General features: G+C 72.5%; 16 protein-coding genes. 7 read left to right on the plus strand and 9 right to left on the minus strand.

Translation table 11 applies throughout. The features are described 5' to 3' along the window. Positions 1–7: 7 nt before the first annotated feature. The 5 genes from SL103_RS00800 to SL103_RS00820 all read right to left on the minus strand — a co-directional run bounded on the left by SL103_RS00800 (position 8) and on the right by SL103_RS00820 (position 4532). On the minus strand, positions 8–1321 hold the full coding sequence (locus SL103_RS00800) for a sensor histidine kinase (RefSeq protein ID WP_432215331.1): 1314 nt from the start codon (positions 1319–1321) through the stop codon (positions 8–10). Then, complete coding sequence (locus SL103_RS00805) at positions 1318–2088, minus strand: hypothetical protein (protein WP_208869785.1); 771 nt, start codon at positions 2086–2088, stop codon at positions 1318–1320. Before SL103_RS00805 ends, SL103_RS00800 begins: the two co-directional genes overlap by 4 nt. A 238-nt stretch (positions 2089–2326) precedes the next feature. Continuing rightward, on the minus strand, positions 2327–3274 hold the full coding sequence (locus SL103_RS00810; protein ID WP_069566862.1) for an SCO2400 family protein: 948 nt from the start codon (positions 3272–3274) through the stop codon (positions 2327–2329). A 323-nt stretch (positions 3275–3597) separates the two neighbouring features. Further along, positions 3598–3981: a hypothetical protein gene (locus tag SL103_RS00815; RefSeq protein ID WP_069566863.1), complete on the minus strand. Its 384-nt coding sequence runs from the start codon at positions 3979–3981 to the stop codon at positions 3598–3600. 80 nt (positions 3982–4061) lie between these two features. Further along, positions 4062–4532 (minus strand): hypothetical protein, encoded by a 471-nt coding sequence (locus tag SL103_RS00820; RefSeq protein WP_069566864.1) that lies wholly within the window; start codon positions 4530–4532, stop codon positions 4062–4064. A gap of 203 nt (positions 4533–4735) precedes the next feature. Here SL103_RS00820 and SL103_RS00825 point away from each other — a divergent pair, with 203 nt between their 5' ends. Next, the gene (locus SL103_RS00825; RefSeq protein WP_069573240.1) at positions 4736–6001 is read left to right on the plus strand and encodes a sensor histidine kinase; all 1266 of its coding nucleotides are present in this window, start codon (positions 4736–4738) and stop codon (positions 5999–6001) included. Further along, positions 5986–6633 carry a response regulator transcription factor gene (locus SL103_RS00830; protein ID WP_069566865.1) on the plus strand — a complete coding sequence of 216 codons (648 nt, stop codon included), beginning with the start codon at positions 5986–5988 and terminating at the stop codon, positions 6631–6633. The genes SL103_RS00825 and SL103_RS00830 overlap by 16 nt, the downstream gene beginning before the upstream one ends. A 46-nt stretch (positions 6634–6679) precedes the next feature. On the opposite strand, the gene SL103_RS00835 is transcribed toward SL103_RS00830, so the two are convergent. After that, positions 6680–7576 (minus strand): LysR family transcriptional regulator, encoded by an 897-nt coding sequence (locus SL103_RS00835; protein ID WP_069566866.1) that lies wholly within the window; start codon positions 7574–7576, stop codon positions 6680–6682. A gap of 191 nt (positions 7577–7767) precedes the next feature. Between SL103_RS00835 and SL103_RS00840 the strand changes: the two genes are divergently transcribed. After that, positions 7768–8817 (plus strand): YncE family protein, encoded by a 1050-nt coding sequence (locus SL103_RS00840; RefSeq protein ID WP_069566867.1) that lies wholly within the window; start codon positions 7768–7770, stop codon positions 8815–8817. 21 nt (positions 8818–8838) lie between these two features. On the opposite strand, the gene SL103_RS00845 is transcribed toward SL103_RS00840, so the two are convergent. Then, positions 8839–9252, minus strand: a complete 414-nt coding sequence (locus SL103_RS00845; RefSeq protein WP_069566868.1) for an SHOCT domain-containing protein — start codon at positions 9250–9252, stop codon at positions 8839–8841. A gap of 79 nt (positions 9253–9331) precedes the next feature. Further along, positions 9332–9688, minus strand: coding sequence for a carboxymuconolactone decarboxylase family protein (locus SL103_RS00850; protein ID WP_069566869.1), 357 nt, complete (start codon positions 9686–9688; stop codon positions 9332–9334). A 255-nt stretch (positions 9689–9943) separates the two neighbouring features. Here SL103_RS00850 and SL103_RS00855 point away from each other — a divergent pair, with 255 nt between their 5' ends. After that, positions 9944–10621 carry a DUF6445 family protein gene (locus SL103_RS00855; protein ID WP_069566870.1) on the plus strand — a complete coding sequence of 226 codons (678 nt, stop codon included), beginning with the start codon at positions 9944–9946 and terminating at the stop codon, positions 10619–10621. A 43-nt stretch (positions 10622–10664) separates the two neighbouring features. Here the strand turns inward: SL103_RS00855 and SL103_RS00860 are convergent, their stop codons facing one another. Then, positions 10665–11336, minus strand: coding sequence for a DUF4142 domain-containing protein (locus SL103_RS00860; protein WP_244303810.1), 672 nt, complete (start codon positions 11334–11336; stop codon positions 10665–10667). Between the two features lie 372 nt (positions 11337–11708). Here SL103_RS00860 and SL103_RS00865 point away from each other — a divergent pair, with 372 nt between their 5' ends. The 3 genes from SL103_RS00865 (at position 11709) to SL103_RS00875 (ending at position 13149) form a co-directional block, all read left to right on the plus strand. Next, positions 11709–12008 (plus strand): WXG100 family type VII secretion target, encoded by a 300-nt coding sequence (locus tag SL103_RS00865; RefSeq protein WP_033268020.1) that lies wholly within the window; start codon positions 11709–11711, stop codon positions 12006–12008. Positions 12009–12083: 75 nt separating this feature from the next. Continuing rightward, positions 12084–12392 carry a hypothetical protein gene (locus SL103_RS00870; RefSeq protein WP_069566872.1) on the plus strand — a complete coding sequence of 103 codons (309 nt, stop codon included), beginning with the start codon at positions 12084–12086 and terminating at the stop codon, positions 12390–12392. A 31-nt stretch (positions 12393–12423) separates the two neighbouring features. Then, complete coding sequence (locus tag SL103_RS00875) at positions 12424–13149, plus strand: hypothetical protein (protein ID WP_069566873.1); 726 nt, start codon at positions 12424–12426, stop codon at positions 13147–13149. Positions 13150–13152: the final 3 nt, after the last annotated feature.

Below are 13152 nucleotides of genomic sequence, written 5' to 3' on the forward strand. Positions count from 1 at the left end.
GTCAGCGTCAAGTGGCCGCGCGGACGGGCTGTTCCCCCGGCCCGGTGCCGCTGGCCCCGGCGAGCCGGAGGGTGGCCACCGCCCCGCCGTCGGGCGCGTTCGAGAACCGCAGCGCGGCACCGAGCACCCGGGCCTGCCCGGTGGCGATCGTCAGGCCCAGCCCGTGGCCCGTCCGGCGGCCGTTGCCCGAACTGCTCTTGAAGCGCTGCGGCCCCTCGTCGAGGAGGTAGCCGGGAAACCCGTCGCCGTGGTCCCGCACGGTCACCACCGGGCCGTCGACGGTCAGCACCACGGGCCGGCGGCCGTGCTTGTGGGCGTTCGCGACGAGGTTGCCCAGCACCCGCTCCAGCCTGCGCCGGTCGGTCTCCACCCGGGCGTCCCGTACGACGCGCACCTCGGTCGACGTCCCCGTGGCGCGCGCCGCCCGCTCGGCCAGCGGACCCAGTTGGTGGACGTCGAGTTCGGCCCGCTCCACCTGCGCGTCGAGCCGGGAGATCTCCAGCAGGTCCTCGGTCAGCCGGCGCATGGTCCGGATGCGCTCCTGCACCATCTCCGTCGGGCGGCCGGGCGGCAGCAGCTCGGCGGCCGCGTGCAGCCCGGTGAGCGGGGTGCGCAGCTCGTGCGAGACATCGGCGGTGAAGCGCTGTTCGCTGTGCAGCTTGGCCTGGAGCGTGGCGGCCATCGCGTCGAGCGCCGCCGCCACCGCCCCGGCCTCGTCCTGGGCGTGCCCGGGGCGCCGCGCGCGAGGGTCGTTGACGCGGGCGTCGAGATCGCCGGTGCTGATCCGGCGGGCCACCCGCGCGGTGTGGTGCAGCCGGCGGGTGATGCGCGAGACGGCGACCAGCCCGACGAGCACGGTGGCCCCGATCGCGGCGGCCGAGGAGCCGATGATGGCGCGGTCCAGGCCCTGCGTGGCGGCGGCCCGGTCGCTGTAGTCGAGGCGTACGGCCAGTGCCCTGCCGCCGTCGACCGGCGCCACCGCCCACATCGTCGGCCGGCCCCGGTGGTCGGCGAGCTGGGTGCCGCGCTCCTTGTGCCGTGCCATCTCGCGCAGCGCGCGGGGCAGGTCCGGCGGGTCCACCGCCGCGTTGCGGCCGAGCGGCTCCCCGGCGATGTACGTCGCCACCGCGTTGTCCAGCTCGTCCAGGGCCGCGCCGCGGGCCTGGCCCTCGGTCTGCCGGCCCACCAGGACGTGCACGAGGACGCCGAGCAGCGCGGCGAGCGTGCAGCACATGACGGTGAGGAAGACCGCGAACTTCCAGTAGAGCGTGGCCGTCCAGCCGGGCAGCCGCAGCGCCGCCCGCCGCCGGGCGGCGCTCACCGCGTGCGCTCCGGGGCGGGCGGGGCGGCCGCGGAACGGCCCGGGGACGGCGAGGAGCCCGCGGACCGGCCGGGGGCGGGCGAGGAGGCCGCGCGGTCGAACTCCATCGCCCGGATCTCCATCGTCTGCCGCTTGTCGTCCCACGAGTGGACCGTGCGCATCTCGTACCCGGGCGAGCCGGTGGGCTCCCGCATGATCAGGTCGCCGTCCGCCACCTCCACCGACAACGGGGTGCCGGCGGTGTCCAGGATCCGGTTCACCACCCCGCCCCGCAGCGTGTAGGCCCACACCGCGAGCACGTGCTCGCTCCCCTCGATGCCGACGATCAGCTCGGCTTTCCCGTCGTGCGTCAGGTCCTGGTACTGGGGCGCCCGTACGGGGCAGCCCGCCGACGGCTCGGCGGTGCAGCGGAGGATCTTCCGCTCGGTGGCCCGGTCGAACGCCGGCGAGTGCGCCCGGGCGTCCGCGGCGATCTGCGCCCGTACGACGGAGAGCGGGTCCACCTTCCGGATGTCGCCGGACGCCTCCCGGTGCAGCCCGGGCACCGGCGACGGCCCGTCCTGACCGCTCCGGTCCGGCGGGGGCTGCGGCGCCGGCGGCCGTTCGGGCCACAGCCGCGCCGGAGCGGAGGCGATCCGGGTCGCTCCGGCTCCCTCGGGCTCCCCGGTGTCCGAGCACCCCGCCAGCGCCGCCGCACCCGCGACCACAAGGGCGAGCGAGACGGTTCGCGCCGGACCGGGGGCGGACAGGGAACGGGGAAGGAGCACGGTACGTCCAGGAGCGCGGGCCGGCAGCGGATGCGGACGATGATGCTCCCCGTCGCGTATTACAGCAATCCGGCGGTTGCGTAACAACCGCCCATAAATGGTCGAACACCGGCACGACCCACACGCGCCCCGCCCGCCCCGGGCGGGGCGAGGACGGCATCGAACGCGCGGCGCGGGAACACGCCCGGCCCCGGCCCCGCGCAGCAGGGACGACCGGACCGCACCCGCACCACCCCGGTCAGCCGAGGCAGACGACTCCCAGCAGGCACACGTGCGACGGCGAGGTCGGATCGGCCGACGGCGACGTGGGTGCCGGCTGCTGGGTCTGCGTCTGCGTCTGCGTGGACGGCGTGCGGCTCACCGACGAGGAGCCCGCGTCGGACCCCCCGGCGGGCGCGGGCGCGCCGGTCCGGGGCGCCGCCGCCGGGCCGCTGCCGGCGCTGTCGGTGTGCGGCGCCGCGGCCGGGGCCGACGCGCTGTGCGGCGCCGTGCTCGGGGCCGCGGCGGGGTGCGTCGCGGCGGGGGCCGGCTGCCGGCTCGTCGTGTCGGGGGCCGCGGCGGGGCCGGTGCCCTGCGGCGGCCGGCCGGCCGCCCTCGGCGGACGGCTGTCGAGGTGCCGCGAGGCCCGCGCGTCCGGCTGCTCCGACGCCGCGTCGGTGTGCTCCGTACCAGGCGTGCCCGCGAGCTCGGGGTCGGGTGACCCGGCCGCCTGCGTCTGGCCGGTGGACGGCTTGTTCGGCAGCAGCGCCACGGTCAGGGCACCACCGGCGAGCGCGAACGCCGTCGCGGCCGCGGCCCGGCGCCGGTGCTTCTTCCAACGCGCCATCTGCCGGCGCCGCGCGGCCCGGCCCTGCCCCGTGCCGGAGGCGCCGTCGAAGCCGTGCTCCGCACCGGCGTCCGCCCCCGTCGAGGCACCCTGCGCCGCGGCCGCCCCACCGGCGGGCGTCCCGCCGCTCCCGGCCGGCGCCGGGTCGAAGAGATCAGGAACCTGCGGGGCACTCGGAACGTGCGGGGCACTCGCGGCGGTCGCCTCCGACGGCCAGCTGTCCCACGACGACGACGCCGCGGCAGCGGCCGCGCCACCGCGATGGCGGCCGGGCGGGGCTATGTCAGGGGCGTAATCACCGCAACCCGGGCACACCAGCGCCCCGTTGAGGTTCCGGCGGCACGAGGAGCAGTAGTCCATCTGCGTTCTTTCTCTGCTGACTGCGCCGCCAGGGACGCCGGGATCTGGCCACGTTCGCACGCGGGATCGAGCGGCCAGCAACGCTAACGGCACACACCGAAGGCAACGCGTAGACCTTGTGACGCTCGTGTGCAGATTCCCCACCACCCCCACACGCCCCACCCGACATGTCCCCTGAATCCAGGGATACCCCCCACCACCCCGACAACCACCGACGGGCGGCAGCCGCCGGAACAGGCCCTGCCCCCGTCGCCCCACCCGCACAGGTGGCCGGTTCGGGTCCGTCGCTGTCGGTGTGGACCGTCTGCGGCGGACCCGTCCGTTCAGTGGTCGGAATAGCTCAGGTCGCCCACCGTCCAGGCGGCGACGTCGTCGATGGCGACGCGGTACATTCCGCCCGTCTCGGGGAGGCCGAGGGTTCCCTGGAGGATGCGCGCCACGTGGAAGTACAGGTGCGTGGGGGCTGCGTTCGCCTTTCGGTCCGGGGCGCGGGTGCCCGCGCCGGCCGGGGCGAAGAGGGCCGAGAACGGCCCCAGCCGTTCCGACTTCGCCAGGACCTCGGCCACACGCTGCCGCCACGCGGCCTCGGGGGCCAGCCGTCCGGTGATGACCGCACCCTGGACGACGACGGTCAGAGACATCTGATTACTCTGCTCCGACTCCACCCTGGCGGCGATGTCAACGAGCAATTCATCGGGCTTCGACACGAGCGAAGACGTTACTACGCACCGGCGTTGCCCGGCCCCTACCGCGCCCTGACGAATCGGGGCCGGGCCGGTCCGCACGGTCACGACCGCGGCTTGGGGAAGGCGGCGCGCAGGGTGGAGCCGTTGCTGAGGAAGGCGGCGGCGGCCAGGGGGAGGGCGCAGGTGGCCTGGGCGAGGGCGAACCACAGCGGGCAGACGCCGGGGATCAGGTCGACGCCGATGATCGCGATCGGCATGACGACCGAGAGGACGCGCACGCGGAGATGGGCCCAGCGTGCTCCCCGGGAGGCGAGGACGGTCATCCAGAGGACCACCGCGGCGCCGGCCAGGATGCCGCCCGACCGGCCCCACATGAACGAGGTCACCGTGTGTCCGGTGCTCGCGAGGACGGCGACCGTGAGGAGGACGGCGGCGCTGAACGCTCCGTAGGCCGCGGCGAGGATCGTCACCTTGCGGAAGGCGCGGCGGGTGGCCGGGTGGTGCAGGCGGGCCGCCCCGGCCGTGGTGGAGGCGGTGGTTCCGGTGGCGTGGTGGCTTCGTGTCGTCGTCATGGTGTCGACGCTAGAAAGCGCCCGGGGGGCGCGGTATGGGCCTGGACGTACGGCTGGGTGGGGCCAGCCCCACTTCCGCGGCGATCCGGCCGGGACCGGGCCTCCCGCGGCGCAGAGTGGAGGCACCGGGTCGACCGGGCCGGGGCGGGCAGCGCGGCAACGTGCGGGGCCGTGACGGGAGTTGTCACGTGAGGGGAATGAGCATGCATCAGGTGAGGTCGTGGGTGGCGAGTGCCGCCGTGGGGTTCGTGCGGGCGTGCGTGGTGGTGGCCGTCACCATGCTGGTCCCCGCCGTGTGGGCCGCCGCGGTGGCGCTGGGCATCTGGTGGGGGGCGGCGAACCCGTGGTCGTGGCTGGCGCCGTTCGTGCTGGTGTGCGTGGGCACGCTCGCCCTGTCCCGCCCGGTCTGCCGGACGGTCCGCCACCTCGTGGCGAGATGGACCGCCACCGTCCTTCCCGACGGATACCGGCAGGCCGGGCCGGTGACGCAGATGTCCACCGGGTTCTGGTGGAACGGCTTCGGCTACGAGCGCACCAGCCGTGACGCCCTCCTGGACCAGAGGTGGCGGATCCGGTGGCGCGACCCCGCCAACTGGCGCGACCTGCGGTTCACGGCGATCGCGCCGCTCACCGCGGGGGTGGTGGCGGCCGTTCCGGTGGCCGGGGTCGCGGCGGCGGTCCTCGGGTTCTCCCAGTCGGCGCTTCCCGCGCGCCTGCTCGGCGGGCTCGGCCTGGTCGTGGCCGTCGCCGGCGCCCCGTACGCCTGGCGGCCCGTGCGGCCGGTGGCCGTCCGCTTCCTGCGCGCCTCGGCCGCGATGGCGCTGGCGGACCGGGTGGACGAGCTGACGGCCCGGCGCGCGGACGCCACGGTCACCCAGGCCGCCGAGATCCGCCGGATCGAGCGGGACCTGCACGACGGCGCGCAGGCCCGGCTGGTCGCGCTGGGGCTCGCCCTGGCGACCGCGGAGAAGCTCATGGCGACCGACCCCGACCGGGCCAGGGCGCTGATGCGGGAAGCACGGGCCGGCGCCGCCACGTCGCTGACCGAGCTCCGCGAACTGGTCAGGGGCATCAACCCGCCGGTGCTGAACGAGCGGGGGCTCGTCGACGCCGTTCGCGCGCTCGCCCTGGACAGCCCGCTCGAAGCGGAGGTCGGCGCCGACGGACAGCTCCGCCTGGACCCGCCCGTCGAGTCCGCGGTGTACTTCGGGATCGCCGAACTGCTGACCAACGCGGTCAAGCACGCCCGCGCCTCCCGGGCGCGGATCTCCCTCGCCCGGGACGCCGGTGACACCGCGGTCGTCGTGGAGGTCGAGGACGACGGCCGCGGCGGGGCCGAGGTGCGCGCCGGGGGCGGACTCGCGGGGCTGCGCCGCCGCCTCGCGGTCTTCGACGGCACCCTGGAGGTCACCAGCCCGGCCGGCGGCCCGACCCGCGTGAGAATGGTGGTGCCATGCGCATCGTTGTAGCCGAAGACCTCTACCTCCTGCGCGACGGAATGGTCCGCCTGATGGAGGCGTACGGACACCAGGTGGTGGCGACGGCGGCCACCGGGCCCGAGACGCTCGACGCGCTGCTGACGTGGCGGCCGGACGTCGCCGTCGTCGACGTCCGCATGCCGCCGGCCCAGTCGGACGAGGGCCTGCGGGCGGCCCTGGACGCCCGGCGGGAGGTGCCCGGCCTGCCGGTCCTGATCCTCTCCCAGCACGTCGAACAGCTCTACGCCCGCGAACTCCTGGCCGACGGCGCCGGCGGCATCGGCTACTTCCTCAAGGAGAGCGTCTTCGACGCGGACCAGTTCATCGACGCCCTGGAACGCGTCGCCGGTGGCGGGACCGCCATGGACCCGGCCGTCATCGGCAAGCTGCTGTCCGCCGGGCCCTCGAACCGACGGCTCGCCGCGCTCACCGCACGCGAACACTCGGTGCTCGGCCTCATGGCCGAAGGACTGTCCAACCAGGCCATCGGCCGGCGGCTCTTCCTCAGCGAGAGCGCCATCAGCAAATACACCACCTCCCTGTTCGGCAAGCTCGGCATCACCGACGACGACAACAGCAACCGCCGCGTCCTCGCCGTGCTGGCCTACCTCAACAGCCCGTGAGGCGGCGGCGCTTCGGGCGCCCCGCCCGCCGGTCCGGCCGGGCGCCCTACGTCCCCGACGGGTCCAGGACCGCGGCCGCCAGGTGGTCACGGAACCAGCGGTGCCCCGGGTCGGACGCGTTGCGGGGGTGCCAGGCCATGCCGAGCTCGACGGGTGCCAGGTCGAGGGGGAGGGAGAAGGCGCGCAGCCCCAGCGCGGCGAGGGTGTCGGGGAGCCAGTCGGCCAGGGTGAGCGCCACGAGGTCGCTGTTCCGGGCGAGCATCATCGCGCTCGTGTGGCTGGGTACGACGACCGCGAGCCGGCGCCGCAGTCCGCGTTCGGCGAGGGCGTCGTCGATGGGGCCGAGGCGCTTGCCGTGCCGAGAGATGCCGATGTGGTCGGCCGCGGCGAAACGGCGGGCGTCGATCCGCCCGTCGAAGAGCGGATGACCGCTGCGGGCGACGCCGACCGGCGTCATCCTCGTGAGCGGCCGGGTGCGGATCTCCGGATCGAGGTGGCCGAGGACGCCCAGTTCGACGTCCACCAAGCCCTGCCGGAGCGCGGGGCCGCCCTCCAGCGCCTCCGGCAGGAAGACCACGTCCACGTGCGGGGCCTCCGCCCGGATCCGGTCGGTCAACGTCCCGGCCAGCCCCACCAGGATCAGGTCGGTGGCCTGCACGGTGAAGGTGCGCCGGAGGTGCACCGCGTCGAAACCGGCCCCGGGCCGCAGGACGTTGTCGCAGCCGCGCAGCAACGCGGCGACCTCCTCCCGGAGTTCCAGGGCGCGCGGCGTGGGGACCATCTCCTGGCCCGCGCGGACGAGCAGCGGGTCACCGACGGCACGGCGGAGCCGGGCCAGCATGCGGCTGGCCGCGGCGGGTGACGTGCCGAGTCGCTCCGCGGCGCGGGTCACGCTGTTCTCCTGGAGCAGCGCGTCCAGGGCGCGCAGCAGATTGAGGTCCATCGTCGCTCCTGAGCTGCATTTTTACGGCTGAGGCAAGGATTGCGTGCCGATCTTTGCATTGCTGCGGAATCCCCTCCGGCCGAGAGTGGAGGTGCGCGACGACGCGTCACACCTCGCGGACGACCCCTCACGCGTGACCGGCGACGACCGCTCATGCGTGTGTTTCATCCGCCCTGTTGAAGGAGCCCTTCATGCAGCAGTCCCCCCGCGCCGGCCGAGAAGGCGAGGTGCTGGCCGTGGTCAGCCAGAGCGGGCCGACGGTCTCGTTCTTCGACGCCGCCTCCGACCGGCGCCTCGGTGCGGTCGAAATCGCCGCCGAGCCGCACGAGTTGTGCTTCGACCCGACACAGCGACTGCTGTGGTGCACGACGACGTACCACTCGGGCTACTACCACGCGAACACCGGCCGGCGCACCGAGCTGACCGTCATCGACCCCGACACGCGCCGCATCGTCGAGGTCGTCGACCTGGCCCCGGAACACGGTCCGCACGGGCTGGCGCTGGACACCGCGCGGCGTCGCCTCTACGTCAGCGTGGAGGGGTCGGCGGACCGGCCCGGCGGTGTCGTGGTGATCGACACGGAGACCCGCCGGCCGCTCGGCAGGATCGACACGGACGCGCCCGGCCCGCACTGGTTCGCCCTCGACCCGACGGGCAGGACGGGTTACGCCACCAACAAGGAGGCGCCGTTCGTCTCGGTCGTCGACCTCGAACGGGGCGTCCTCACCGCGAAGGTCGAGGTGCCGGGCAGCGAGGGACTGGCCGTCTCCGCCGCACACGCCTACGTCGCCGCGCCCTACCTCGGCTCCCTCTCTCCCGACGCCGAGGACTCGCCGGCCACGGGCATCCGGGTCATCGACGCCCGGACGGCGTCCGTCACCGACATCCTGCCCACGGACAACGTCGTTTTGCCGGTGCACCTGACGTCGACGGGAATGCTGCTCGCGGGCGAGATCGGCAGCCAACCCGACCCGGTGTCCCCGTTCGGACGCCCCGCGCCGGGCCACCTCACGGTGTTCTCCACCGACACCCGCAAGCAGGTGGGCCGGCTGGAGGTGGGGATCTTCCCGCTCACCGTCACCTCGTCGCCCGACGGCCGGCTCGCCTACGTGGCCTGCGCCGTCTCGTCCACCGTCCACGTCATCGACCTGGAGACGCTGCAGGGCCTGGCCCGGCTGGACATCCCCAAGCTCGGCGAACCCGGCGCCCACGGCCTGGCCTACGTCCCCCGCCCGGCCTGACGGGCGGCCCCCGCCACCCTGTCAATGCAGGATCTTTTCCTTGGCGCGCTGGAATTCTTCCTCCGTGAGATCGCCTCTGGCCTTGATCTCGGACAGCCTCGCCAGTTCCTCGACCTCGCTGGATTTCCCGGCTCCGGCGGTCTCACGGATGTAACTGTCGAGTTCCCGCTTCTGCGCCAGGGCGTGCTGTGCCTCGCGCTTCCCCATGCCCTTGCCGCGCGCCAGGAGGTAGACGAAGACGCCCAGGAAGGGGAGGACGAGCACGAAGATCAGCCACCCTCCCTTGCCCCATCCGTTCATCGTGTCGTCCCGGAAGATGTCCACGATGATCCGGACGAGCAGAAATATCCAGATGACCCAGAGAAAGACCCACAGCATGCTCCAGAAGACGCCCAGCAGTGGGTAGTCGTAGGCCAGGGTGGTGTCAGCGGTCATGTCTTCTCCTCATGAGCACGTCCCGCCTTGCTCGCGCGGGAGCCGCCCGAGCACCCTTGCGCGGCCCGGGCGGGGACGCTCAGGACTTGTTCCGGCTCTGTGCTTCCGCCTGCGCGATGGAGGCGGCCTCGGAATCGGCCAGCGCGATGGCGAAGCCGAATGCCTCGGCGATGTGGCCGGCCGCCGACATGACACGTGCGGTACCCACGACGGGAGCGATCGCCACAAGGACGTCCTGCACTTGCTCGATCGTCATGCTGGCCTTCATCGCGGGATCGACATGTGCCAGGTAGGAGACCGCCGGGGCGTCCATGGCCACGAGTGCGGCGATGCGCGTGAGGATGAGTGTGTGGTCGTCCATGCCGCAGCGCTCGATGGAATCGATGGTCATCGCGGCGATGGTGTCGAGAACGGGAGCGTCAGACGCAGTGGCCATGTCCGGACCGCCTTCCGGTGCGCTGCCGAGCCGGCACCCGAATCACCCGGAGCGGCGTTCTCCCTTGCGCCGGCTTCTGCCTTCTCACGGTAGGAGCCTCCCGGCCCCTCCGCATTTCGGCTACCGGGACGGAAGGGGGCGGTGCTGCCCGGAGCCGGGAGACATTGCCGAATGCGGGGGATGATGAGCAACCCTTGACGGAAGGTTGACCACGCGAGTGGCGAGCTCCTGGGAGCGGCGAATTACGTTCCCTTCATGCCCCCACGCCCCGCTGCCCCCACCCTTCCGGTCCTCCCGTACCGCAAACCGACCCGTGGCCGGGACTACTGGGTCCTGGACGACGTGCTGCCGGACCCGGGTGCCGTACGGGAACGCTGCCTGGACCGGAACGACTGGACCGAGGGATACCCCCACAAGCCCGAGAGCTGGCCGGGCCTGCGCACCATGCCGGCCCTGGAACCCGGCGAGTTGGCCCGTGTCGAGAAGCTGGTGAGAAAGGCGACCGGTGCCCCGAGGATCTGGGCCGAACGTCCCGCCGGCGGCGGTACCGTCAACCACAACTGCGTCCAGGTCGTCGGTGCGGGCGAGTGCGAGCCCCGCCCGCACACCGACTCCCGCAGCCTCTGCCGCTACGCGGCCGTGCTGTACCTCAACCCCCTGGTCACCCGGGACTTCGGTACCAGCTTCTGCCGCCAGCGCCTCCCGGGCGGCGCACTCGGCGGCAACCAGGTGGCCGCTCCGCACAACAACCTGGTCGACGCGCTCGGGACCCGCTATGTCGCACCGGACTCCTTCGTCGAGGACCTCCGCGTCCCGCACCGCCTCAACCGGTTGCTGCTCTACTCCGCGAACCTGATACACACGGCCACCGGTTACTGCGGCACGACCCTGGAGGAGAAACGGATGACGGCGGTCTTCTTCTGGATGGCCTGACCGCTTCACGATGCGGTGACCCTGTTCCGTCGGTCGGTGCACGTCACTTGGGAATGGTCGAGGCGACGTCGTCGAGGGTGGTGTCCCGGACGAGACCGGTGTCCTCCAGGACGTCCATATGGTCCTGGACGGTGTTGTTCGCCTGCGTCGCCAAGCGCCGTATCAAATCGTTCTTGGTGCTTGCGCGGACTTCACCGATGGTGATGAATATCTTGCCGTGGGATGCCCGGAGCAGGTCCACGAAGAGCTGGTCGAAGGCGTGGCCCTGGGCATTCTTCAACTGCTCGACCCAGCCCTGTTGTTCCGCGCTGGCCTGGTCCGGGATCGGCACGTTCAATGCCTCGGAGTCCTCGCGGTCCAGTTGGTCGAGCTTGCTGTGCCCGTCGAGCAGGTGCATCCCCGCGCGTTTGATGGCTTCGCTCGACGCGTGCGTCTGGGCGAGCCGGCCCGCCGGCATCTCCCACAGGCCGGCCTGCCGGACCTTGGTGAGGAAGAGCTTGTCCAGCGCGGTGAGTGCGCCGGTGTTGCTCGACTGAGGGGCGGCCTGGACGGCCCCCGCCGCCGGGAGGTTCGCGGAGACCGACTCGTTGGCGGAACTGTTTCTCTGCGTGAGCCACACGGATACGGCGGCGACCACTGCCACGAGTGCGACGGCAGCGGCCATCAGGCGGCCACGACGGGATGTGGTCCGCGGATTCCGCGCGTGCGATTTCATCATGCCTCCTGAAGTGCCCGACGGTTCGTCGTGCGGGCGCTGTGGCGCCTGGCATTGCTGGGGCACGGACCACGCTAACTTTTGCACTGGGCAAGCGAGTTGATTCAGCGATGATGCGCAAAAGCGCGCAGCGCACAACTGCCGTCGCCTATGCTCCCGCCTTTTCCCGCCCTCTCCCGCCGTCCCCGTCGGCCTCCCGGCTGACCGCTGTGCACCCGTGGGGGACGTGGCCGCGGCCCGGACCGGCGTGTCCGCCCTGCCGTGTTTGTCACCGTTCCGCAACAGCCGTGAACCGCCCCGACGGGTGCCCCGTACAGCCCGGTGTGCGCGGCTCAGCGGCCGCGGCGATACCCAACGAGAGAAGGAATCGACATGGCCGGCGGCAACATCAAGATCAGCCCGGACGAGATGCGGGAGGCGTCGACCTGGCTGCAGAACCAGAAGGAACTGATGCAGCAGAGCCTCCACGAGGCCAACACCAAGATGGACGAGATGGTCGAGGCCGCCTACGCCACCCCCGGCTCCGAGAGCAAGTTCCGTCCGTACTGGGAGGAGTACAAGAACGGCACGGAGAAGGCGATCGAGGGTCTGCAGGGCGTCAGTGAGTTCATCAAGCAGGTCGCCGACGCGTTCGTCGACACCGACGACCAGACGGCCGGCTCCATCGGCTGACGCGCCCCGCACCGTCCGGCCCCGCTCTCCTTGTGAGGGCGGGGCCGGACCGCCGGAGCAGGAGGGGAGACATCGATGGGCCGCATCAGCGTGCCTGTGCAGGACCTGAAGGACACGGTCAAGGAGCTCCAGAACATCGGGGATCTGCTCGGGGACTCCGCGACGCTCTTCCACGCCGCGGGCGACCGGAAGGACTTCAAGAGCTTCGCCGGCGACAGCAAACTCGCGCACGCCCTCGACGAGTTCGACAGGGCGTGGGGCGAGGGTCACGAGCGGGTCCGCGACAACGTGAAGACGTTCTCCGACAACGTGGACACGATCGCTGAGAACTTCACGCAGACGGACGACGACAGCGCCAAGGCGCTGGAGAAGAAGGACGCGTGACGGGAGACGTCGCGCGGAAGGGAAAGGCGTCATGACGCAACCGGTCACGGAGCGGCCCGAGGCCGCGCCCGCGGGCTACACCCTGCGGTTCCCCGACTCCTGGTGGCAGCTCGACCTCGACCCGAGCACCCGGGACGCGTCGATCCGGCGCCGTATCGAGGACCAGGTGAAGCAGGCTCCGCAGCTCTCCCGCGAGCAGGTGGACGCGCTGATCCGCACCACCCGGCGCACCGCCCGCGAGGCGCATGCGCAGGGCGCGCTGCGGGCGTCGGGGATGCTCCGGATTCTGCGCGCGGGCAGTGGCCCCCTGGTGCTCAGCGCCACGATGGTCGTGCTCCGGATCTCCGTCCCCGAGGAGCAGTCGGAGGATCTGGCGGACCTCGTCGTCGCGACCGCCATGCAGCTCGGCACCGAGGCGGAAGGCAGCGGACTGCCGCCCGGCGAGGTGGAGGTGGTGGAACTGCCCGAGGTCGGAGCGGCCGGGCGGATCACCAGGATCGAGGAAGTGGACTACCAGGGGACACGGGTGCCCACCGCGGTGCGGCACACCCTGATCCCGGTGCCGAACAGCCGGGACTACCTGGTGCTCGCCAGCTCCACCCCCAACGTGGATCTGGCGGAGCAGTTCTACGAGGTCTTCGACGCGATCGCGGAGTCGTTCCGCTTCGAGGACCCGGCCGGCACGTCCGGCGCAGTGGACCCGGCGGCGGAAGCGGCCGGTGGAGGCCCCATGGGCGAAGCAGACAAGGGAAAGTGAGGT

The organism is Streptomyces lydicus (genome assembly GCF_001729485.1).
GTDB lineage: Bacteria > Actinomycetota > Actinomycetes > Streptomycetales > Streptomycetaceae > Streptomyces > Streptomyces lydicus_D.

Coding starts and splice junctions, on each gene's coding strand:
- SL103_RS00835 (WP_069566866.1), bottom strand. CDS start 7,576: ATGGACCTCAATCTGCTGCGCGCCCTGGACGCGCTGCTCCAGGAGAAC.
- SL103_RS00850 (WP_069566869.1), bottom strand. CDS start 9,688: ATGGCCACTGCGTCTGACGCTCCCGTTCTCGACACCATCGCCGCGATG.
- SL103_RS00820 (WP_069566864.1), bottom strand. CDS start 4,532: ATGACGACGACACGAAGCCACCACGCCACCGGAACCACCGCCTCCACC.
- SL103_RS00830 (WP_069566865.1), top strand. CDS start 5,986: ATGCGCATCGTTGTAGCCGAAGACCTCTACCTCCTGCGCGACGGAATG.
- SL103_RS00860 (WP_244303810.1), bottom strand. CDS start 11,336: ATGAAATCGCACGCGCGGAATCCGCGGACCACATCCCGTCGTGGCCGC.
- SL103_RS00865 (WP_033268020.1), top strand. CDS start 11,709: ATGGCCGGCGGCAACATCAAGATCAGCCCGGACGAGATGCGGGAGGCG.
- SL103_RS00870 (WP_069566872.1), top strand. CDS start 12,084: ATGGGCCGCATCAGCGTGCCTGTGCAGGACCTGAAGGACACGGTCAAG.
- SL103_RS00810 (WP_069566862.1), bottom strand. CDS start 3,274: ATGGACTACTGCTCCTCGTGCCGCCGGAACCTCAACGGGGCGCTGGTG.
- SL103_RS00840 (WP_069566867.1), top strand. CDS start 7,768: ATGCAGCAGTCCCCCCGCGCCGGCCGAGAAGGCGAGGTGCTGGCCGTG.
- SL103_RS00855 (WP_069566870.1), top strand. CDS start 9,944: ATGCCCCCACGCCCCGCTGCCCCCACCCTTCCGGTCCTCCCGTACCGC.
- SL103_RS00845 (WP_069566868.1), bottom strand. CDS start 9,252: ATGACCGCTGACACCACCCTGGCCTACGACTACCCACTGCTGGGCGTC.
- SL103_RS00825 (WP_069573240.1), top strand. CDS start 4,736: ATGCATCAGGTGAGGTCGTGGGTGGCGAGTGCCGCCGTGGGGTTCGTG.
- SL103_RS00875 (WP_069566873.1), top strand. CDS start 12,424: ATGACGCAACCGGTCACGGAGCGGCCCGAGGCCGCGCCCGCGGGCTAC.